Annotated in this window: 19 protein-coding genes; 11 read left to right on the forward strand and 8 right to left on the reverse strand. The window is 33.0% G+C overall.

What is annotated here, in order from left to right; translation table 11 throughout:
- Entirely contained in the window at window positions 1-744 is a 744-nt protein-coding gene (locus ACOQOS_RS14300) for a LytR/AlgR family response regulator transcription factor (protein ID WP_420571146.1), read from the forward strand.
- A gap of 77 nt (window positions 745-821) precedes the next feature.
- Here the strand turns inward: ACOQOS_RS14300 and accC are convergent, their stop codons facing one another.
- The 6 genes from accC to pdxA all read right to left on the reverse strand — a co-directional run bounded on the left by accC (window position 822) and on the right by pdxA (window position 5,822).
- Window positions 822-2,171, reverse strand: coding sequence for an acetyl-CoA carboxylase biotin carboxylase subunit (gene accC, locus ACOQOS_RS14305; RefSeq protein ID WP_420571147.1), 1,350 nt, complete (start codon window positions 2,169-2,171; stop codon window positions 822-824).
- An 89-nt stretch (window positions 2,172-2,260) separates the two neighbouring features.
- Window positions 2,261-2,755, reverse strand: coding sequence for an acetyl-CoA carboxylase biotin carboxyl carrier protein (accB, locus tag ACOQOS_RS14310; protein ID WP_420571148.1), 495 nt, complete (start codon window positions 2,753-2,755; stop codon window positions 2,261-2,263).
- A 20-nt stretch (window positions 2,756-2,775) separates the two neighbouring features.
- The gene (locus tag ACOQOS_RS14315; RefSeq protein WP_420571149.1) at window positions 2,776-3,774 is read right to left on the reverse strand and encodes a beta-ketoacyl-ACP synthase III; all 999 of its coding nucleotides are present in this window, start codon (window positions 3,772-3,774) and stop codon (window positions 2,776-2,778) included.
- 178 nt (window positions 3,775-3,952) lie between these two features.
- On the reverse strand, window positions 3,953-4,153 hold the full coding sequence (rpmF, locus tag ACOQOS_RS14320) for a 50S ribosomal protein L32 (RefSeq protein WP_290677258.1): 201 nt from the start codon (window positions 4,151-4,153) through the stop codon (window positions 3,953-3,955).
- 8 nt (window positions 4,154-4,161) lie between these two features.
- A complete protein-coding gene (locus ACOQOS_RS14325; protein ID WP_420571150.1) occupies window positions 4,162-4,701 on the reverse strand; it encodes a YceD family protein in 540 nt (179 codons plus the stop codon).
- A gap of 74 nt (window positions 4,702-4,775) precedes the next feature.
- The gene (pdxA, locus tag ACOQOS_RS14330) at window positions 4,776-5,822 is read right to left on the reverse strand and encodes a 4-hydroxythreonine-4-phosphate dehydrogenase PdxA (protein ID WP_420571151.1); all 1,047 of its coding nucleotides are present in this window, start codon (window positions 5,820-5,822) and stop codon (window positions 4,776-4,778) included.
- Between the two features lie 57 nt (window positions 5,823-5,879).
- Between pdxA and ACOQOS_RS14335 the strand changes: the two genes are divergently transcribed.
- The 4 genes from ACOQOS_RS14335 to ACOQOS_RS14350 all read left to right on the forward strand — a co-directional run bounded on the left by ACOQOS_RS14335 (window position 5,880) and on the right by ACOQOS_RS14350 (window position 12,792).
- Window positions 5,880-6,476 (forward strand): riboflavin synthase, encoded by a 597-nt coding sequence (locus ACOQOS_RS14335; protein WP_420571152.1) that lies wholly within the window; start codon window positions 5,880-5,882, stop codon window positions 6,474-6,476.
- Between the two features lie 531 nt (window positions 6,477-7,007).
- A complete protein-coding gene (locus ACOQOS_RS14340) occupies window positions 7,008-8,159 on the forward strand; it encodes an efflux RND transporter periplasmic adaptor subunit (RefSeq protein WP_420571153.1) in 1,152 nt (383 codons plus the stop codon).
- A gap of 3 nt (window positions 8,160-8,162) precedes the next feature.
- Window positions 8,163-11,486, forward strand: coding sequence for an efflux RND transporter permease subunit (locus ACOQOS_RS14345; RefSeq protein ID WP_420571154.1), 3,324 nt, complete (start codon window positions 8,163-8,165; stop codon window positions 11,484-11,486).
- On the forward strand, window positions 11,461-12,792 hold the full coding sequence (locus ACOQOS_RS14350) for a TolC family protein (protein ID WP_420571155.1): 1,332 nt from the start codon (window positions 11,461-11,463) through the stop codon (window positions 12,790-12,792). Before ACOQOS_RS14345 ends, ACOQOS_RS14350 begins: the two co-directional genes overlap by 26 nt.
- Before the next feature lie 528 nt (window positions 12,793-13,320).
- Here ACOQOS_RS14350 and ACOQOS_RS14355 read toward each other — a convergent pair.
- Complete coding sequence (locus ACOQOS_RS14355; protein ID WP_420571156.1) at window positions 13,321-14,208, reverse strand: winged helix-turn-helix domain-containing protein; 888 nt, start codon at window positions 14,206-14,208, stop codon at window positions 13,321-13,323.
- Window positions 14,209-14,315: 107 nt separating this feature from the next.
- Between ACOQOS_RS14355 and ACOQOS_RS14360 the strand changes: the two genes are divergently transcribed.
- Together ACOQOS_RS14360 and ACOQOS_RS14365 are read left to right on the forward strand one after the other, a co-directional pair.
- The gene (locus ACOQOS_RS14360) at window positions 14,316-14,876 is read left to right on the forward strand and encodes a YceI family protein (protein ID WP_420571157.1); all 561 of its coding nucleotides are present in this window, start codon (window positions 14,316-14,318) and stop codon (window positions 14,874-14,876) included.
- 9 nt (window positions 14,877-14,885) lie between these two features.
- Entirely contained in the window at window positions 14,886-15,473 is a 588-nt protein-coding gene (locus tag ACOQOS_RS14365) for a hypothetical protein (protein WP_420571158.1), read from the forward strand.
- Window positions 15,474-15,630: 157 nt separating this feature from the next.
- Here ACOQOS_RS14365 and ACOQOS_RS14370 read toward each other — a convergent pair whose 3' ends face one another.
- On the reverse strand, window positions 15,631-16,131 hold the full coding sequence (locus tag ACOQOS_RS14370; protein WP_420571159.1) for a hypothetical protein: 501 nt from the start codon (window positions 16,129-16,131) through the stop codon (window positions 15,631-15,633).
- 271 nt (window positions 16,132-16,402) lie between these two features.
- On the opposite strand from ACOQOS_RS14370, the gene ACOQOS_RS14375 reads away from it, so the two are divergent.
- From ACOQOS_RS14375 to ACOQOS_RS14390, 4 genes are all read left to right on the forward strand, one after another.
- Window positions 16,403-16,960, forward strand: coding sequence for an RNA polymerase sigma factor (locus tag ACOQOS_RS14375; RefSeq protein WP_420571160.1), 558 nt, complete (start codon window positions 16,403-16,405; stop codon window positions 16,958-16,960).
- Complete coding sequence (locus ACOQOS_RS14380; protein WP_420571161.1) at window positions 16,957-17,679, forward strand: hypothetical protein; 723 nt, start codon at window positions 16,957-16,959, stop codon at window positions 17,677-17,679. Before ACOQOS_RS14375 ends, ACOQOS_RS14380 begins: the two co-directional genes overlap by 4 nt.
- Before the next feature lie 43 nt (window positions 17,680-17,722).
- Window positions 17,723-20,794, forward strand: coding sequence for a CHAT domain-containing protein (locus ACOQOS_RS14385; protein WP_420571162.1), 3,072 nt, complete (start codon window positions 17,723-17,725; stop codon window positions 20,792-20,794).
- A gap of 185 nt (window positions 20,795-20,979) precedes the next feature.
- Window positions 20,980-23,355 carry a TonB-dependent receptor gene (locus tag ACOQOS_RS14390; protein ID WP_420571163.1) on the forward strand — a complete coding sequence of 792 codons (2,376 nt, stop codon included), beginning with the start codon at window positions 20,980-20,982 and terminating at the stop codon, window positions 23,353-23,355.
- Window positions 23,356-23,362 lie beyond the last annotated feature (7 nt).

Genomic DNA, 23,362 nt, shown 5'->3' on the forward strand with positions numbered 1-23,362 from the left:
ATGATAGATGTAATCGTTATAGAGGACGAAATTGAAATTCAAAACTTCATTGTTAGTTTGCTTTCTACATATTGCAAAGACTTGCGAATTGTAGGAACCAGTAATACTGTTGCAGAAGCAATATCATTAATACATACCAAAAAACCAGAATTAGTATTCTTAGACGTAGAGCTCAAAGACGGAAAAGCTTTTGACGTTATAGAAGCTTTTGACGTGAATGATTTTGTTACTATTTTTTTAACTGGATATTCCAAATATGGAATTAACGCGGTAAAACATGGAGTGAGTGATTATCTTTTAAAACCTATAATTCTTAAAGAACTTATCGAATCAGTTGAAAAGGCAAAGAAAAAGGTAAAAGAAAAGTACATGCTAAGAAAGCTATATACAGATGCTAACATTGAAGAAGTTTCTGGTAAAATTTTAGTTCAAAAAATAAATAAGCAGAAACTCCTTTTAAGTTATTCTGAAATTTTACATTGGACAAGCGAAGAAGGTTTTACACGAATACATCTTACTGATAATCGAAACTTTTTATTGCATGGAACTCTAAAATCATTTTATGATAAATTACCTTCATTTTTTATTAAAATACACAGGTCGCATGCTGTGAATTTAAACTTTGTACAATCATATGGAATGAATAGAAATGGTTGGGTAAAGCTAAAAAACGGAGAAATATTGCCTGTTTCTTCTAGACAAAAAAGTACATTCTTGACTGCAATTAGTATTTTTTCAGATTGAAAATTCTTTTGAAACTACAAATAATAAAAAAGCTCCTTAAAAATTTTAAGGAGCTTTTTTTATATATGAAATAGAATTTATTCTGTTTCTTCTTGCATTTCGAAATCTTCCATGAATTTTGTTGTGTAATTTCCAGCAACATAATCAGGATGATCCATCAATTGTCTGTGGAAAGGAATTGTTGTTTTAATTCCTTCAATTACGAACTCATCTAAAGCACGTTTCATTTTATTGATAGCTTCTTCACGTGTTTGCGCCGTTGTGATTAACTTTGCAATCATAGAATCGTAGTTTGGTGGAATTGAATATCCAGCATATACATGCGTATCTAAACGAACTCCGTGTCCGCCTGGCGCGTGTAATGTAGTAATTCTTCCTGGAGAAGGTCTGAAGTTATTAAACGGATCTTCTGCATTAATTCTACATTCTATAGAGTGTAAATTTGGTGTATAGTTTTTACCAGAAATTGGCACACCAGCTGCTACTAATATTTGCTCACGAATCAAGTCAAAATCAATTACTTGTTCAGTAATTGGGTGTTCTACTTGAATACGTGTATTCATTTCCATAAAGTAGAAGTTTCTGTGCTTATCTACTAAGAATTCTACTGTTCCAGCACCTTCATATTTAATAAATTCTGCAGCTTTTACAGCAGCTTCTCCCATACGTGTACGTAAATCGTCTGTCATGAATGGAGAAGGCACTTCTTCTGTTAATTTTTGGTGACGACGTTGTACAGAACAATCACGCTCTGACAAGTGACATGCTTTTCCTGAAGAATCTCCAACCACCTGAATTTCGATGTGTCTTGGTTCTTCAATCAATTTTTCCATGTACATATCATCATTTCCAAAAGCAGCTTTAGATTCTTGTCGAGCAGAATCCCAAGCGTCTCTTAAATCTTCTGGTTTCCAAACAGCACGCATTCCTTTTCCACCACCACCAGCAGTTGCTTTAAGCATTACAGGATATCCTGTTTCTACAGCTAGTTTTTCACATTCTTCAAAACTTTCAATGATTCCTTCACTTCCTGGAACACAAGGCACACCTGCAGCTTTCATCGTGGCTTTTGCAGTAGCTTTGTCTCCCATTTTAGAAATCATTTCTTCACTGGCTCCGATAAATTTAATATCGTGTTCCTCACAAATTTTTGAGAATTTGGCATTTTCAGATAAGAATCCGTATCCTGGATGAATAGCGTCTGCATTTGTAATTTCTGCAGCAGCAATAATATTTGCCATTTTTAAATAAGATTCGCTACTTGGAGCTGGTCCAATACAAACCGCTTCGTCAGCAAATCGTACGTGTAGGCTATCAACATCTGCTTTTGAATATACAGCAACTGTTTTGATACCCATTTCTTTGCAGGTTCTAATAACTCTTAGCGCTATTTCACCTCTGTTTGCAACTAATATTTTTTTGAACATCTCTTGAAATTTTAAATTTTGAAATTTAAATCATTCACTTTTTGAATTGCAGAATTGCTTCTACTGCTTCAAGTGTTATTTAAAATTCCTTATGATGGATCTACCAAGAATAATGGTTGATCAAATTCTACCGGTGAAGAGTCATCTACTAAGACTTTCACTATTTTTCCTGAAACTTCAGATTCAATTTCGTTGAAAAGTTTCATTGCTTCAATCACACAAAGTACACTTCCTACAGAAATTGAGTCTCCAACTTCTACAAAAGCAGGTTTGTCTGGAGATGGTTTTCTGTAAAAAGTACCAATGATAGGTGATTTTATAGTAACATATTTTGAGTCATCGCTTGTGGCTGCTGCTGGAGCTTCACTAGCAGCTGGTGCTGCGGGTTGTGCTACAGGAACTACTGGTGCTGCGGGTTGTTGTGGAATTCCTGCCATAGGAATTTGCTGCACTACAGTTGTCATTTCGCCTTTAGTTTCTCCGGTTTTAATGGTAATTTTTACATCTTCCATTTCAAGTTTTACTTCACTTGCACCAGATTTAGCTACGAATTTAATTAAGCTTTGAATTTCTTTTAAATCCATGAGATAGGTTTTAGTCGTTTCTAGTTTGAATTATATGCCCATTTTAGGTAGATAGCTCCCCATGTAAATCCACCACCAAAAGCAGCAAAGATAAGGTTATCTCCTTTTTTGAGTTGTTTTTCATAGTCATGTAAACACAAAGGTAACGTTCCAGAAGTTGTATTTCCATAACGTTGAATATTTACCATAACTTTACTTTCATCTACGCCCATACGCCTTGCTGTGGCATCAATGATACGTTTATTGGCTTGGTGAGGCACCAACCATTGTACATCTTCATTCGACAGGTTGTTATCTTCCATAATTTTGGCACTTACATCTGCCATGTTAGATACTGCGAACTTGAAGACTGTTTTTCCGTCTTGAAATACGGTATGTTGATTGTTCTTTACAGTTTCTTCGGAAGCTGGTAAAATAGATCCACCGGCATCAATTTTTAGGAATTCACGTCCAACACCATCACTTCTTAGGTATTCATCTTGCAGTCCTAATCCTTCTTCATTTGGTTCAAATAGAACAGCTCCTGCTCCATCACCAAAAATGATACATGTGGCTCTGTCAGTGTAATCGATAATTGAAGACATTTTATCGGCTCCAATTAATAATACTTTCTTGTAACGTCCAGATTGTACATAACTGGCTGCTGTAGACATTCCGTATAAGAAACTTGAACACGCAGCTTGCAAATCAAAAGCAAAGGCATTTGTAGCACCTATTTTACTGGCTGTATATACTGCTGTAGAAGCTACAGGCATATCAGGTGTTGCTGTAGCAACAATTACCAAGTCTATTTCTTTAGGGTCTAAGTTTTTCTTTGCGATTAAGTCTTCCGCGGCTTTGATAGCCAAGTATGAAGTTCCTGCTCCTTCTTCTTTAAGAATTCTGCGTTCTTTGATACCTGTTCGAGTAGTTATCCACTCATCGTTAGTATCAACCATTGTTTCAAGTATCTTGTTGGTCAATACATAATCAGGAGTATATGCTCCTACAGCTGTTATTGCTGCTGTAATTTTGGTCATACCTTAACGTTGGTTTTTTTTGCTTTTTAACAAAAATTCATTAAAAATTAAACGAAATTACTAAAATTCTCTGATAATCTCGGCAAAATATGTCGTTTTTACATTTTTAACAAAAAAAAACGAACAAATAAAAAACTCTCACGAAAGTGAGAGCTTTTATGACTAAACATATAATATGTTATGCTAAGTTTTCTTCTGTTGTATTATCAATCAATACTTTTCCTCTGTAATATAATTTTCCTTCGTGCCAGTGAGCTCTGTGATATAAGTGTGCTTCACCAGTAGTTGGGCACGTAGCGATTTGAGGAACAGTTGCTTTATAATGAGTTCTTCTCTTATCTCTTCTTGTTTTCGAGATTTTTCTCTTAGGATGTGCCATTTTCTATATTATTTATTATCCGTTAATAGTTTTTTTAATGTATTCCAACGAGGATCAATTTCCTCTTCAGTTTCTTTTTTTTCTGTACCAGGTTGTAATTCTTCTAACTTTTCTAATATTTCAGATTGTAATGTACCATCTTCAATACCTGGATGAATTCTTTTTGAAGGAACTGACAACACAATCATTTCATATATATATTGTGCAACATTGATTTCGTACTCTCCATGTGGAACAATGAGAATTTCTTCGTTTTCATCATTGTATTCGTTTCCGAATTTCACAATTAAGTTTAAATCTCCTCCAACAGGCAAATTGAAAGGCTCATTTGTTACATCACAATTTATATTTACAGTTCCAGAAGCTTTGAAGGTTAATTCAAGCATGGTTGTTTTTTTGTGAAATGACAACATTACCTCAACATTTGCTTTGTTGTATTCATCAAAGTCAAAAAGTTCAAAGAACGAATTATCAATTTGATAATCAAACTGGTGTTTTCCTTCTTTTAATCCTATAAAAGGAATCGTAAAGTCCTTTAGTTCCATCATCTTAAACATCAGTTTCGAGCGTGCAAAGATATAAATTTTTCTTAATCAACAGTAAGTTGTTAACATTTTTTTGTTTATATCTTACTAGGCTGCTTTTTTAGAGGGTTTTTAGCGACCTCTTTGTATATATTTCTGTTTCTAAAAATCTGTATTCCAGTGAATACTGCTTCTTTAAATGAGTTATGATCTGCTTTGTTTTTTCCGGCAATTTCATAAGCAGTTCCATGATCGGGTGATGTACGTACTTTATTAAGTCCGGCCGTAAAGTTTACACCTTGTCCAAAAGATAAAGTTTTAAACGGAATCAATCCTTGATCATGATACGCTGCCAAGATTGCATCAAAGTTTCTGTAATTACTAGATGCAAAAAAGCTATCGGCGGCATATGGACCAAAAACGAGTTTCCCTGCATTTTTAATTTTTTCTAATGTCGGCTTTAATATCTCATCATCTTCTTCACCTATAACTCCATTATCTCCAACATGTGGATTTATACCTAAAACTGCAATTTTTGGTTTTGTAATTCCGAAATCTTGTTTTAAGGTATTATATATAATGTCTACTTTCTTTTCTATAAGTTCAGGAGTGATTGCCGCAGAAACATCTTTTACCGCAACATGATCTGTTAATAACCCAACACGAAGTGCATCGTTTACCATCAACATTAAACTGTCTCCTTCTAAAGTTTGTCCTAAATAATCCGTATGCCCAGGAAATTTAAAATCTTCCGACTGTACATTGTGTTTATTAATAGGAGCTGTAACTAATACATCAATCAAACCATCTTTTAGAGCTTTTGTAGCTTCCGTAAATGATTTTATAGCAAATTTTCCAACTTCTTCTGATGATTTTCCGTATTCAATCGTAACAGGATCTTTTGAAATATTAACTACATTTATTTTTCCGTGTTGCGCTTTATCAGCACTTGGAATGCCGTGAAAGCTTGTATGTATATTGAAATGTTTCTTCTGAAATGATAAGATTTTGGTAGATCCAAAAATAACAGGTGTACATAATTCAAGCATTCTGTTGTCTTTAAATGTTTTCAAAACTACTTCTGTCCCGATACCATTTAAGTCTCCAACGGAAATCCCTACTTTTATTTTTTCCTCTTTCTTCATTTAAGTATTCAAACTTTTATTTCTTAATTTTACATGCAAATTTAACTAAATTAATAGATGTTTACAGGGATTATTGAAGAATTAGGTGTGATAACGCATCTTGAGCAAGAAAAAGAAAACGTTCATATTACGGTTCAGAGTAGTTTGACAGAGGAATTAAAAATTGATCAAAGTGTAGCGCACAATGGTGTTTGCCTTACTGTTGTTGACAGAAACCTTGATAAAAACACCTATGTAGTAACGGCAATTCAAGAAACTTTAGAAAAAACAAATTTAGGTACTTGGAAAGTAGACGATCGTGTCAATTTAGAACGCGCTATGAAATTAGGAGATCGTTTAGACGGGCACATTGTACAAGGACATGTGGATCAAGTAGCAACATGTACTTCAGTAAAAGAGAGTGATGGAAGTTGGTACTATACATTTGAGTACGATTCATCATTAAATAATATCACCATAGAAAAAGGGTCAATTACAGTAAATGGTACAAGTTTAACGGTGGTAAATTCTAAAAGGAATTCATTTTCAGTAGCCATCATTCCATATACATATAGCCATACAGTCTTTCAATATATGAAAGTTGGCTCAATTGTAAATTTGGAATTTGATGTTATAGGGAAATATGTAGCAAGACTTCAGGGGCTGTCGAAGTAATTACTTTTTCACTTTTTTCCGAATACCATACAAAAGTCCAGCGGCTAACACACCTATAAGTCCAGCATCTATCGGGAATCCCGGTGGAGGCGGCGGACCAGGTGGCGGAGGTACGATTTGTTGGGCGTGTGTTGATGTCAAAAAAGCTAACGCTAATACAACAAAACACAACAGGGTCTTTTGGTTTAATTTTGCCATAACGGTGTAAAAGTATAAAATTATAGGGTTTGACAAAATATTTTATGTTATATCATTGCTAATTTACTACGAAACGACAAAAAAAAGCGTCAAACGTATGTTTTTACTACAATATTTTTATATCTATCCTATAAATTCAATTACGTTTTGACTTCCTAAATTACAATAAAAAATGATACTTGCAAGATATATTTTGCTTACTATTCTTTCTTTTTAACATATACCTTTGAGTCTCATTCTACTAGATTGTAAATTTTATTAAGTTTTTTTTAAGACTCTTACATTAAACTTATAGATAAATTTGCAGTCAAACCATCAAAATAATCCCACCAAATGCGAAACATAGTACTTTCGGTTCTTGGAGCACTTCTTATTGTAGGTGCTATTTACTTTGGAAATATTATAGCTAATAGTAAGAAGAAAAAGAGACCTGTCCCGGAGAAAGTGATTAAAACAGTCTATACAGATACAGTTCAAAATAAAACAATTCCTATTATTATTCCTGCAAACGGAAATCTCACAGCAAAGCGTCGTGTAGAATTGTATGCAGAAGTACAAGGTGTTTTTAAACCAAGTGGAAAATTATTTAAACCTGGGCAAAAGTATCGCGCGGGACAAACATTAATTCGTATTGATGCTGCCGAATATTATGCCAATGTACAATCGTCTAAAAGTAATTTGTACAACTCTATTGCAGCTATAATGCCCGATTTACGATTAGATTTTCCTGAAGTATATCCAAAATGGCAACAATATTTAACGAATTTTGATCTAAATAAAACAACGCCGAAGTTACCAGAAATGACTACGGAAAAAGAAAAATACTTTATTACAGGACGTAGCATTGTAACAAACTATTATAATGTTAAGAATTTAGAACAGCGATTAGCAAAATATACCATTAGTGCGCCTTTTTCAGGAATATTAACAGAAGCTCTAGTTACTGAAGGTTCTTTGGTTAGAAACGGACAAAAACTAGGTGAATTTATTGATGATTCTGTCTATGAAATGGAAGTTGCGCTGAGTAAAAAATACGCTAGTTTATTGAATGTTGGAGAAAAAGTAGCTTTGAATAATCTTGAGAATACAGAAACATTTTCAGGTGTTGTTTCTCGTGTCAACGGAAGTATTGATGCTACTACACAAACTATTACAGCATATATAGAAGTTAAAGACGAGAAACTAAAAGAAGGAATGTATTTAGAAGCTAATCTGAATGCAAAAGACGAAAAAAATGCAATTGAAGTAAACAGAAGTTTGGTTTTAGACAATAATCAAGTGTTTATTGTACGTGATAGTGTTTTGGATGTTATTGATGTAAAACCAGTATACTTTTCAGATAAAAAAGCTGTCTTAAAAAATATTCCTGACGGAACAGTCATTTTATCCAAACCAGTCCCTGGCGCATATGCCGGAATGTTGGTACAGCCACTTCAACCCAAAAAAATCAACGTAAAAATTATAAAAACTAAAAACGCAGAGTAAGTCATGAGAAAACTAATTGCTTACTTTATAAAACACAGTGTTGCAGTAAACATTGTGATTGCAGTGTTTGTTGCCTTTGGTTTGTACGGTGCTTTTACATTAAAGTCTTCCTTTTTCCCGTTAGTCGATTCTAAGAATGTAAATATTAATATTACCTATCCTGGAGCTTCGCCACAAGAAATTGAAGAAGGAATTGTACTCAAAATAGAAGATAATCTTAAAGGTTTAAATGGTGTAGAGCGAGTTACCTCAACATCCAGAGAAAATAGCGGAACCATCAATGTCGAAATTGAAAAAGGGCGCGATATTGACTTCATGTTACTGGAAATAAAAAATGCCGTAGATCGCGTACCTTCATTTCCAACAGGTATGGAACCTTTGGTTGTCGCAAAGCGAGAAGCTGTACGAGAAACCATTTCTTTTGCCATTAGCGGAAGTAATATTCCATTAGCTACCCTAAAACAAATAGGACGACAAGTAGAAAACGATTTGCGTGGTATTGATGGAATTTCACAGATAGAAATTACAGGATATCCTGACGAGGAAATAGAAATCGCCGTTAATGAAACCAATTTATTAGCCTACAATTTATCATTTACAGAAGTCTCTAATGCTATCAATCAGGCGAGTTTAATTACCACAGGTGGAACCATAAAAACAAATGCCGAAGAATATTTAATTCGTGCAAATTCACGTTCGTATTATGCAGATGAACTGTCTAACTTGGTGGTAAAATCAGATGCATCTGGAAGAATTATTCGCTTAAAAGATGTTGCCGAAGTGCGCGATCAGTTTTCGGAAACACCAAACGCCAATTATTTTGACGGTAATCTTTCTATTAATGTAAGCATCACAAGTACCAATACTGAAGATTTAATTTCTTCCGCAGAAAAAACCAAAGAATATATTGCCGAATTCAATCAAAAATATGATAACGTACAATTAGATGTAGTTCGAGATTTATCGACCACTTTAGTACAGCGTACAGCATTATTAACTGAAAATGCAGTGATAGGAATGATTCTCGTACTTATATTTTTATCATTATTCCTTAATACGCGTTTAGCATTTTGGGTAGCATTTGGATTGCCAGTTGCCTTTTTAGGAATGTTTATGCTTGCGGGTTATTTCAATATTACGATTAATGTATTGTCTCTTTTTGGGATGATTATTGTAATTGGTATTTTGGTGGATGATGGAATTGTGATTGCAGAAAATATCTATCAACAATACGAAAAAGGAAAATCTCCTGAAGAAGCTGCTATTGACGGTGTTATGGAAGTATTACCTGCTATTATATCAGCCATTTTAACTACAATACTAGCGTTTAGTATCTTCTTGTTTTTAGATGGTCGAATTGGTGAATTTTTCGGAGAAGTTTCTATTGTAGTAATGCTTACATTAGTTGTATCGCTGGTAGAAGCTTTAATTATTTTACCTGCGCATTTAGCACATTCTAAAGCATTGCGAAAACAAAATAAAGAACCAAAAGGATTATTACCAAGATTGTTTTCAAAACTGCGCTACATCAATACATTTGGTGATTTTATCATGAGTTGGCTACGCGATAAAGTGTACAGTCCAACATTACGATTTGCACTAAAGCATAAGTTTTTAATGTTTTCGTTTTTCATTGTCTTTTTAATTTTAACACAAGCAAGTTTTAAGGCAGGAATCATAAGAGGTGCATTTTTTCCAAGAATTGCCAGTGATAGAGTTACCATTACACTCAATATGCCAAATGGAACCAATGAAAAAGTTACCGACAGCATTATTTCATACATAGAAAACAAAGCTATAACAGTCACTAAAAAAATAAACGATGAATATATTGGCGCAGATGCTGAAAAGTATTTGGTTGAAAATATGATTCGTCGTGTAGGTCCTGGTTCTTCTACAGCTTCACTCGTTATCAATTTATTACCTGGAGAAGAACGTCCAAATGAAATTACATCCAATCTTGTTTCAAACCAAGTCAAAGATGCAGTTGGCGACATTATTGGTATTGAAAGCTTAGTATACGGAAGTGGAGGAAACTTTGGCGGACTTCCAGTGTCTGTCTCCTTATTAGGAAACAATATTACTGAGTTAAAAGCAGTAAAAGCAGAACTAAAAGAAGTATTAAAAAACAATGTCTTATTAAAAGATGTCACTGATACAGATCCAGCAGGAATTAAAGAAATTCGTTTAGAACTCAACGAAACGGCTTATGCGCTTGGTTTAAACTTACGAACCGTAATGTCGCAAGTACGATCTGCATTTTTTGGAGCGCAAGCACAACGTTTTCAACGCGGACAAGATGAAATTAGAGTTTGGATTCGTTACGACAGACCAAATCGTTCTTCTATTAATGATTTAGACGATATGCGCATCATTACACCAAACGGACAGCGCGTGCCATTAAAAGAAATTGCAAATTACAGCATTGAACGTGGAGACGTTGCCATCAATCATTTGGAAGGTCGTCGAGAAATTCAAGTTTCTGCAGATATCAAAGACACCAAAAAAACAAGTCCGACAGATATTATGGCAGAAATCAAAAATGATATTATGCCTGAAATATTATCACGTTATCCAACGGTAACACCATCTTACGAAGGACAAAATAGAGAACGTAATAAGTTATTAGATTCGTTAGCGCCTGTAGGAATTACTGTGCTTATCTTAATTTATATTGTCATTGCGTTTACCTTTAGAAGTTACAGTCAACCTTTACTTTTATTACTATTAATTCCGTTGAGTTTGCCTGCGGTAGCTTGGGGACATTGGATTCATGATTATTCCGTAAACATTCTTTCTATGTTAGGAATTATTGCGCTCATTGGAATTATGGTGAATGACGGACTCGTTCTTATCGGTAAGTTTAATAATAATTTACGCGAAGGAATGTTGTTTGACAAAGCTTTATACGAAGCTGGACGTGCACGTTTTAGAGCTATTTTCTTAACTTCTATTACAACCGTTGCCGGATTAGCTCCATTAATTTTAGAACAAAGTAGGCAAGCAAAATTCTTAATTCCAATGGCAGTTTCTATCGCATATGGAATTGGTTTTGCGACGATTTTAACTCTAATCGTATTGCCAATCTTTTTATCGTTCAGTAATTACATAAAGCAACATGCAAAGTGGCTGTATTACAACCGAGAAGTTTCAAAAGAAGAAGTAGAACGTGTTGTGAAAGAACAACAACATGAACAAAAACGTATTGAAGCTAAAGAAATCGAAAAATTAGCCGCAACAGAAACCATATATTCTCTCAAGGAAAATAGCGCAGAAACTACACAAGCGTTAAACGAACAAAATGAAAACGAAGCAGATGTACAGTAAAAGTTACATAATCTATATCTTGGCATTCTTCGGAATGTATATGAATGCACAACAATTGCTTACGCCAGATGAAGCCGTTCAATTGACACTTTCGCACAATTACGGAATTCAAATAGCAAACAATACTGTAGAGATTGCTGAAAATAATACTAGCATTCTCAATTCAGGATATTTACCAACACTCACAGGAAACGCAGGAGCTACGTATAATTTGGACAATACTGAAGCTGAATTTTCTAATGGAAATACCACTACATTAAATGGTGCGGAAAGTTCTCGATACAATGCTTCTGTAAACTTAAATTATACATTATTTGATGGTTTGGGTCGATTGTATAATTATAAACGATTAAAAGAGCAATACCAACTTTCTGAATTGGAAGCGCGAGAAACCATTGAAAATACGCTGCTACAATTATTTTCTGTGTACTATTCGGTAGCGCAACTTTCTGAAAATACAAATGCTATCAAAGAAACCTTTGAAATTTCAAAAGATCGTTTGGTACGTTCGGAATATCAGTTTGAATATGGTCAAAACACAAAACTAGATGTTTTAAACGCTCAAGTTGATATTAATAATGACAGTATTAGTATTGTAAATACTGAACAGCAATTGATAAATGCTAAACGCGATTTGAATGTTATTTTAGGAAATAAGCTTACACAAGATTTTAATGTAGATACAAATATTTCGTTTCTATTTCAACTCAATAAAGACGATTTATGGGCTAAAACGAAAGCAAATAACGTATCTATCTTACAAGTAGAAAAAAACATCAATATCAGCTCGTTAGATATAAAATCAAATCGATCACAGTACTTACCTACAATTGGTTTAATAGGAAGCTACGGTTGGAACAGAAACAACAACAACGCTGCATCATTCGTAGCAGTTTCTACCAACACAGGACTTTCTGGCGGATTGAATTTAACGTGGAACTTGTTTGATGGCGGAAGTACTATAACTCGTGTAAAAAATGCTAAGATTGCGCTTGAAAATCAACAATTACAAAAAGAACAAACGCTGATCGATTTGGAACGTAATTTTAACAATGCTTGGGACGATTACCAAAATAAAGTGTTAATTTTTCAGCTGCAGGAAGAAAATATTAAAACGGCGCAGAATAACTTTGATCGTTCTAAAGAAAAGTTCAAAATTGGACAAGTAAACTCTATTGAATTCCGTCAAGCACAAATCAATCTATTAAATGCCGAACTAAGCAGAAATCAAGCAAAATACAATGCAAAACTTGCAGAATTGGTCATTTTACAGTTAAGTGGCGATTTATTGAATGTGAAGTTTTAGTGTAGACTTGCTTTGCTTTTAGACTCGGCTTTGCCTGTTAAATATTAGACCGCTTTCGCTATTAGATGTTAGACATATTCAATACGTCTTTGCGAGCAAGCATGACGTGGCAATCTGTTTCTTACATATACTAAACCTTTGACATTCCATACAGTCAGATCGAGTGATTTTTCAGAATAAAATGAAGAAAAATTGTATCGAGAGCTACTTTGAAACTAAAAAGTATCAAAAAAACATCTTGAATCCTGAAACTAAAAGTCTTGATTCTTTTTTCAACCACGAATGCACGAATCTTTTTGGGTTAGATTCGCTTCGCTTTTAGACTCGGCTTTGCCTGTTAGATGTTAGACATATTCAATACGTCTTTGCGAGGAAGCATGACGTGGCAATCTGCTTCTTATATATACTAAACCTTTGACTTTCCATACCGTCAGATCGAGTGATTTTTCAGAATAAAATGGAGAAAAATTGTATCGAGAGCTACTTTGAAACTAAAAACGTATTAAGAAAGCATCTTGAATCTTGAAGCTAAGAATCCAATTCCAATTTATAACCAACTCCATGCACGTTCGTAATTTTAATACGTTCGTCATCTTTTAGTTTTTTTCGGAGTTTAGAAATATAAGTATCTAAACTTCTGCCAACAATTACGCCATTATCTTCCCAAACTTTCTTAGTGAGTTCGTCGCGCGTAACCACTTGATTTAGGTTTGCAGCAAAAATTTGTAACAATTCACATTCTTTTTTAGAAAGATTGATTTCTGTTGCTTGTTTCACTAATTTATTTTGTGTTGGATAAAAATGAAAGCTACCAATTGCAGCATATTGTTCGTCACTTTTTGTAGTAGTAATTTCTTTTGGCTTCTTGCGAAAGAGGAAAAATTCCATCGCAATGAAAACAATCACAAGAAAAATATAAATAAAGCTTGATGCATTCCAAAAAGCAGCTCCTCTTTCTGTAAATCGAACTTGAATGGTATAACAATTTTTAGGTAATGAACGATTTTTACAAGGAATGATTGTATTTTCTTCAACTTCATCCATCTGATAGCTATACGCTACTTCTTCATCGGCACATTGTATCACCTCAACAAGATATGTTGTTGGAAGTTTTAGTTGTGCAAAGCTGTTTTTTATGATAGTAACCATCTCATTGGGTTCAAAAACAAGCTGACTTTGAAAAGAAAGTTCATATTTATACTTCGATATTTCTTTTATGGGCAAAATCAATGAAGTGCTATCTTTTTCAGATAATAATAATTTGTTCCCAACATCACGCAATGAAATTTTCACCTTTTCGGAAAATTCAGTTTCTGCTTTGCTACGTTTAGAAAAAAACCAAGTACATAACGCAATGATTACTAAAACAATATATAAATAAAGGCGTTTTTTGCTCATAATTGCTGTAAATAACATACAATTTCGTGACTTTTTACAACTGTTGACACTTCTTTTACACTTTTTTGACATTTTTTAATCGTGATCGCTTCTAGTTTTACTTCAAAATCAAAACAATCAAAAAGATGAACAAATTAATTTTATTACTAAGCGTTCTTATCGTATCAATTTCAACGATAAACGCGCAGGAGCAATTGCCAATTGATATTTCTAAAAGTGAAATAAAATGGTCGTGTGACTACAGTTTCTATTTTAACGGACATTATGGAATTGTCAACTTTAAAGAAGGACATTTTCTAAAAAGTAATGGAAAAATCACAGGCGGAACATTTACCATTGATCTCCATACAATTATCACTCAAGATATGGAAGAAGAAGGCAACAAAAACCTAACGAAACACTTAAAAGATCCTGATTTTTTTGATGTTTCAAAATATCCAACTGCAACATTAGTACTTAAAAGTACACGCTATCATGATGCTACAAGTTTTGAGGCAAAAGCCGATTTAACAATTAAAGGAATTACGCAAGAAGTAAAGTTTCAAGCAAAAGTTGATTATGAGACAAAAACGATGACTACAAAGTTTAAAATTGATCGAACACGTTGGGGAATTAATTATAATAGTACCGTAAAAGATAGTGCCATTTCGGATGCTATTGGTTTTGAAGTCATTTTAAGTTTGTAATTTGCATGCATGAAAAAGATACTATTCGTACTCACATTTTTTTGTACCATAACCGTATTTGGACAAAAAGAAGATTATAAAAATCTATTAGTTACCGCAGACGATTCTTGGCGACAAGAAATTATTTCGATGCCCATAGGTTTTGCGCCTCAAATTCCGCATAAAGGCATAGAAGAAGTTCGTTTTGCAAAAGGTTGGTCTACCAAAGAATCTGATACTTTTTGGACCTATGCATTTCTTTGGAATGTAGAAATTACAAAAACACTTACTACAGATCAATTGGAATTGTATATGCAATACTATTTTGATGGATTGATGAATGTTGTTAATAAAGAGAAAGACAAAGTTGTTCCAAAAACAGTAGCATTATTTCTAAAAAAAGAGACTGATACCGATCATTTTGTTGGAAAAATACAATTGTACGATGCGTTTCATACCAAAAACATCATTACTTTATATTGTACCGTATCACAGAAAAATTGTGCTGCTCAAAAAAAGTCAATGATTTTATTTCGTTTTTCGCCTAAAAAATTTGGAGACACTACTTGGGATGAATTAAATACGGTGAAGCTTATAGAAAATCCTTGTAAAAAATAACAATGTAAAATATATAAAACATCAAAGCCTTTCAGGAAACTGAAAGGCTTTTGTCTGTACCTAATTCAACTTCTTTATAATTGACGTTTACTGTCCTCATTGATACAATAAACACAACCAAAGCAAGGTTTGAGACATTAATGTTCTTCGTATAGTATTATTTCATACTCTCAAACGCTGCCAACTGAGCGTCTAATTCCTTTAAATCACTATTAAAAACAGGTTCTATTTTAAAATATTTTCCATCTTTTTGATAGTAAAACAAATAATATTTAATTTCTTTTCCGCTAGATCCTTTCTTTTTAAAAATAGCACCAAACGCTCCATTTGAAAATTCTTTTGTTTCCAATACTTCAGTAATGTTTTCGTCAGAAGCGATCACTTTTTTTAACATGGCTAAGTTATCTGGAAATATGCTTTTCTTAATTTCAATTACATTCACTCTTTTTCCAATATAGAAATCATAGCGACTTAATTTTGTATCACGTTCTGTCAGTTTTAAGTTTTTATATTCCAATTTCGATTCCGATTTAGGTACAGTCATGGTAATATTGTACTTCTCTAAAGTAATTTCTTCAGTTCCAGGACCGCAAGAAGTCATAAATACTGATAGTGTAATCATTGAAGTAATAAGTAGTAAAAAACGTCTTGTGTTCATAATCATAATGTGGTTATTTATTTTATTGTTAAAAGTTATACTGTAGATTTTACACTAGAATTTTTAGATGTAAATCGTTAGTTTTCACTGTAATTTCTATACTACTATGTCATAAATAGAAAAGTGTAACCTTATTATCTTCATTTTTTTTGATTTTAATGAATATTGCTGTTACATTTGAAGGAATTACAAGCTATTTTGCGCGAGCGTTAATTTAGAAACCGATACCATAAAAACAGTCTTCTCCGATACCGAAATCATTGAAATACTCTTGCAAAAACCTGAGCTGGAGTCTCAAGTTTTGGAATACCTGTACTCAGTAGTCGACAAATCATTACGAGATTTTATTATTACCAATAATGGAGACCATGCTATGGCAGATGATATTCTTCAAGATGCTATCATTGTTTGGTATGAAAAAGTAAAAAATCAAAAATTTGAGTTACAAACTACCATTTCTGGGTATATATATACAGTAGGAAAGTATATATGGTACAATAGGCAACGAAAAAATAAAAGGATTGTTCCAAACGCTCTCCAAGAAGCAATGATGAAAGAAGAAGGTTTTACCGAAGAAGATTTTGAGTTATTTCATGTCGATAAAACAAACTTGGTAGAACAGTTATTGGAAGAAGTTGGAACATCATGTAAAAAAATATTGATTGAAAGTATTTACATGAAAAACTCTATGCAAGAAATTGCCATATCCAATAATTTAAAAAATGAACAAGTAGCACGAAATAAAAAAAGTAAATGTTTGCAAAAATTACGTAAAATAATAGAAGCGTCTCCATATTTTAAAAACGTCTTAAAACATCTAAAAATATGAACTCAAACACTATTTCTGACAAAGAATTGATAGAGAAGTTCTTACGTGATGAATTGCGTGAAGAGGAAAAACGCATATTTGATACACGAAAGAAGGATGAAGCGTTTATGATACTTTTGGAAGAAGCTGTAATTTCTTATAAAGGAAGATTAACACTCAAACAAAATCTTCAAAATATTAGTGAAAATGTCAATTCAAAAACTAAAAAAAACAATCGCAATTCAAACGTTTGGATTTCCAGAATTGCTGCTTCATTAGTACTATTTTTTAGTATTTATTTCTTGTTAAATAAACAATCGAGTTCCGAAGAATTATTTAGTAATTATTTTGAACCGTATCCAAACATATATACTCAAAAAGGAGGTTTTGAAGCTGAAAGTTTATCAAAAAAAGCATTCAATTTTTATGATGCTACACAATATAAGCTTGCTATCGAAACTTTTAATAAGATAGCTTCCGAAAGAGCATTACGTTCTCCTGAACACTTTTACTTTGGGATCAGTTTACTTAGCACGCAAAAACCTGAAGCTGCCAAAGTACAATTCAAAAAAGTAGCGGTTGTACATCCATTTTACAATGAATCTCAATGGTATATAGCACTTGCATTGATAAAACAAGATAGTCTGAGCAAAGCAAAAACGCTACTAAATAATAGTAAATCGAAATTTAGTACAACTAGAAAAAAAGAGGTACAAAACCTACTCGATCAATTACCATAAAAGTACATTTTTCATAAAATGAAAATACATTAAAAAAATTGCCATGAAATTATATCAAATTTTCACACTCATTCTTTTGTGTGCTACACTGACTGTAAGCTCTCAAAATAAAGCAAAAGACAGTGTTTCTTATTTCTACAATAACATTCAAAAATCTGTGGAAAACAAAGAATACGCAACAGCTATGGAGTTGAGTAAAAAAGTATTAACACAATACAAAAACAATGATTCGCTTAGTGGTTTGGCAAATTTGACTATGGGGAAATTATTATACCTTCAAAGACAATATGGCGCTTCTGTTCAGCATTTTAATACTGCTATTGACGATTTTACAAAAAATAAAGAACACAAATTAGTTCATGAAGCGTATTCAAATCTAGGAACACTATATCGATTAAAACGTGATTATCCAACTGCAAGAAATTACTTTTCAAAAGCTATTACAGCGATCAAAAAACACTATTCCGAAGATCATGAAAATATTCTTGATGCCTATAAAGGAATGCTTAATGTAGAAAGAGGAGATCAAAATTTTGATACAGCACTTAATGTTACTGAAAAAGCATTGCATGTCTCCAGAAAGCTTAAGAATCAAGCGCAGGAAGCCATCTTTTTAACCTATAAAGGAGACATTTTACAGCAGCAAAGAAACTTTGATCCTGCCATAGAACACTATTTAAAAGCTATAGAAATCAAGGAAAAATTATATGGTATTTACCATCGTGGAAATTTGGTAACTTATAATAATTTAGCTGGAGCTTATAGTCAATTGTATTATTTAGATAAAGCTATAGAATATCAACTACGAGTTATAGAGATAAATCAAAAACTACCCGAAAACCAAAAAGTTTCATACACATCATCATATGGAAATTTAGCTGCGTATTATACTGAATTTGGAGCACCTGAAAAAGCAATAGCATATCATGAAAAAGCCTTAATATATCTAAAACAAGAATTAGGTGAAGATCATTTTCTATATCCAATGCTTCACAAAAACTTTGGAGACACTTATTATGATATAAAAGATTATAAAAACGCTGAAAAATATTATAAAGCTTCGCTCGATTATTACCTAGAAAAATCAGGAACTGCAGATATTAATGCTACTGAAGGCTATACCAATCTGGCATTGGTAGCAAAAAATACGGGAGATTTTGACGCTGCAGCGGAATATTTACTAGCTTCTTTAAAAATTTATCCAAAAAACCACTATTTGGTTATTCCTTGTCAACTAGAGCTCACCACTATATTAATTGCACAAGAGAAGTATAAATTGGCAAATTCATATTTGGATAGTGTTGCTCAAAAATTACCTAAAAAAGCGCTTGCTGAACTTCACTTTGATCAATTAAAAGATCGAAAAGAATACATCAATGCTAAAATCAATTACTATAAAAATGCTCCTTCAAACAATACCGATTCACTCATCTACTTTTACAAAAAAGCAATTGCATTAGACGATTTTACCATCAAAGAATACACTACAGCCTCTACGAAAGATTTTCAGTTGAAAAAAGCATTTCCTTTGTATGAAAGTTATGTGAAGCATATTGTTGAATCAGATCAAAAAGCAGAGGCAGAATCAGTATTAGAAATACTAGAAAAAACCAAAGCTAGAAGGCTAACGGAAAGTTTTAATAAAGAGAAAAGTACCTTTACCACAAAAATACCTGATAGTTTACTAAGCTTAGAGCAACAACTTAATGTAGATATTGTCTTTTATGAAGAACAAAAAAGTTTAGAAATCAACGATCCGCAACCACAAAGTGACAGTCTAATTTCTCTTTACAGTACCAAGCTTTTTAAATTGAAACGACAACAAAATCAATTACAAGAAACCTTCAAAAATAACTATCCTGATTATTATGATTTAATTTATAATAGAAGTGTTATTGCAATCAAAGAAGTTCAAAAACATCTTAGCGAAAAACAATCTTTAGTAGAATATTTTGTGGGCGAAAAAGACATTTTCATATTCGTAATTGCAAAGAATTCATTTACATATACAAGCATTCCTAAAGATTTTCCTTTAAAAACATGGGTTTCACAACTCCGAGAAGGCATTTATAATTATTGGGCAATGCCAAATTCGTCAGATGAAAGTCTACAAAAGTATACTTCATTGTATAAAGACAACGCTTTCAAACTATATCAAAAGCTATTACAGCCAATTGAAAATACACTAACTGAAGAATTAATTATCATTCCAGATGGAGAAATAAACTTTATTCCTTTTGATGCTTTAATAACGGAAAATGCGTCAACAATAAGCGAAATAAAATCACTTCCTTATCTACTAAAAAAACATCAAATTAGTTATAATTATTCTGCCACATTATTTGGGCAATTAAAAGAAAAAAAAGAATCACAGGCATCCAATGATGTTTTGGCATTTGCACCAAAATTTGGCAATGAAAACATAGAAACCATTGCTATGCGACGCAACGGATTGGGAGCATTAAAATATAATATTGAAGAAGTAGAAGCTATTGAAAACCTATTCAGTACAAGTATCTTTAAAAATGATCTAGCAACTAAAGCCAACTTTATTTCAAATGTAAAAGATCATAAAATAATTCACTTATCTACGCATGCTAAATCTAATGACAAACAAGGAGATTATTCGTTCATAGCATTTAGCAAAAACAATGATTCTTTACCAAACGACCAACTGTATGTTAGAGAATTATATAACCTAAATTTAGATGCCGATATGGTTGTTTTAAGTGCTTGCGAAACAGGTATTGGAGAGTTGCAAAAAGGAGAAGGTGTTATTAGCTTAGCTAGAGCTTTTACTTATGCTGGCGCTCGAAGTACCATTACAAGTCTTTGGAATGTAAACGATGCACAAACTACAAAGTTGATGACTTTATTTTACACCAATTTAAAACAAGGAATGACCAAAGATAAAGCGTTACACAAAGCAAAATTAGCCTATATTGAAAATGAAGACTTAGCAGCTCCATATTTTTGGGCAGCGTTTATTCCTGCTGGTAATATGGAAGCTATTCATTTTAACAGCAATAATAATATGTATTATCTAATTGCTGGAATATTCTCTGTATTTCTTTTAGGATTAGGAATTTACAAAAAACGAAAAAAAGCAGCTTAAACCATATTTTTAGTGATCAATTAGTATAAACCCAGAGAAAAATTCTCTGGGTTTTTTAATTTAAAAAAGCTTTATGAACCAAAACTTCTGCTTTATCGGAAAAAATCCCGCTTCATCACTTTTACGATCAAAAACATAAGCTTTCAAAATAGTTTTGTGGTGTAATTTAAAAAATCGAAAAACTCATGAAATTATATGTAAGCATTTTGTTTCTACTGTCGTTTTTTATGGCACAAGCTCAGGATCAATATACACTTAGCGGCTATATTAAAGACAAAACTTCTGGAGAAAGTCTTTGGGGCGTAAATATTACAGTATCAACAAATCAAGGAACCATTACCAATGATTATGGTTTTTACTCCATCAAGTTAGCGAAAGGAACGTATAAGGTATCCATAACGTATTTAGGATTTAAAACCATTGAAAAAGAGGTTGTTCTAGATAGTGATCAAAAAATTAATTTTGAGTTGGAAGAAGATGTAGATCAACTGGGAGAAGTAGTTATTACTGCAGATAAAGCTACCAAAGCAGTGAAGTCTACAGAAATGAGTGTCGTTACACTTACTTCCAAAACTATCAAAAAACTACCAACAGTTCTTGGCGAACCAGATCTGCTAAAATCCATTCAACTCTTGCCTGGAATCTCAAGTGTTAATGATGCAGCTTCTGGTTTTAATGTGCGAGGCGGTTCTGCTGATCAAAATTTAATTTTATTGGATGATGCTGTCATTTACAACGCCTCGCATCTTTTTGGTTTTTTCTCTGTATTTAATACCGATGCCGTGAAAGATCTAAAATTGTATAAAGGAGGAATTCCATCCGTATATGGTGGTCGACTTTCCTCTGTATTGGATATCAAGCAAAAAGAAGGAAACACAAAAGACTTTAATGCTGAATTAGGAATTGGACTTATTTCAAGCAAAGGACTGGTAGAAGGTCCTATGTTTAAAGATGAAAATGGCGAAGCCAAAGGAAGTTATATGGTAGCTGGAAGAACCTCTTATATTGGATTGTTTGCAGGGCTTTCAGAAGAATTTAAGGATACGAAAATTTCTTTTTATGACATCAATTTGAAAGCCAATTACAGTATCAATAAAAACAACAGAATTTTTCTGTCGGGTTATTTTGGAAGAGACAATTTTGAAATAGACAACTTTTTAGGAACTCGATGGGGAAATACTACAGGAACCTTACGATGGACAAGCGTATTAAGCGATCAACTATTTTTACAAACCTCTGCTATTTTTAGCAATTACGATTACAACTTAGACAATTTACGTACAGGATCGGAATTTCGTTGGAATTCAAACATCTTGAATTATAACTTTAAGCCAAAACTTACATGGTTTATCAATGCTAATAATACCTTAAAAACAGGTATTGATTACACCTACTACAACTTTCAACCTGGTGAGATAAAACCATTAAAAAATTCTTCTATCAATCCAGAAAAGTTTCGTGAAAAATTCGGTACAGAAATCGGAGCCTATGTCGATTTAAAACAAAAACTCTCTGAAAAATTGAGCTTACAATATGGTTTTCGTATTTCTAATTTTAATAGAATTGGTAAAGACGTCATTCCTACATACGCCACAGGAAACCCGTTAACCTACGATGCTGTACAAGATATTTACAGAGAAAACGAAGTTACAGGTGAAACCGCATACAGCAAAGGAAAAAAGATCAAAGATTTTTATGGTTTTGAACCACGATTTTCAGCGCGTTATTTAATCAATGATGAAAGCTCTTTAAAGTTTAGTTACAACCGAATGTATCAATACTTACATTTAATTTCTAACACTACTTCTGCAACGCCATTAGATGTTTGGGCACCAAGTGGTCCATTTTTAAAACCACAATATTCAGATCAAATTGCCTTGGGTTATTTCAAAACTTTAAAAGACAATAAATATGATTTTAATGCTGAAGTGTATTATAAAAAGATGAACGATGTGACTGATTTTATAGATGGAGCTGATTTATTATTCACCGAAAGCATTCAAACAGAAGTTGCACAAGGAGAAGGACGTGCGTATGGATTTGAATTACAAGTGAACAAAAACAAAGGAAAGCTTACAGGTTGGTTGAGTTATACCTTAGCAAGAAGTGAGCGTAAAGTTTTAGGAATCAATAACAATGCTTTTTATCCTTCTAACAACGATCAATTACATGAGCTTAATTTGGTTGGTTTGTACAGATTAAATGACCGCTGGGAATTTGGTGGAAACTTCGTGTTTGGTTCAGGGAAACCTGTTACCTATCCTACAGGACAATATGAACAAAACGGAATTGTTGTGGCCGATTATCAAAATAGAAATGGTGATCGATTGCCTGCCTACCACAGACTTGATTTGTCGGCCACTTTATATCCTAAAAAAGGAAATAGAGGAAAATGGATTTTTAGCTTAGCAAACGTATACAACCGACAAAATGCAGCTTCCATTTACTTTAGAGAGGTTAGCGAATTAAATGGTGTTGAAATGTCTACAGGAACAACAGAAGCCATTAAACTCTCTTATTTTGGAATTGTGCCAAGTGTTACCTATCAATTTAAATTTTAATGAATTA

Origin of the sequence: Kordia sp., from assembly GCF_965224175.1 — a bacterium.
Lineage (GTDB): Bacteria > Bacteroidota > Bacteroidia > Flavobacteriales > Flavobacteriaceae > Kordia.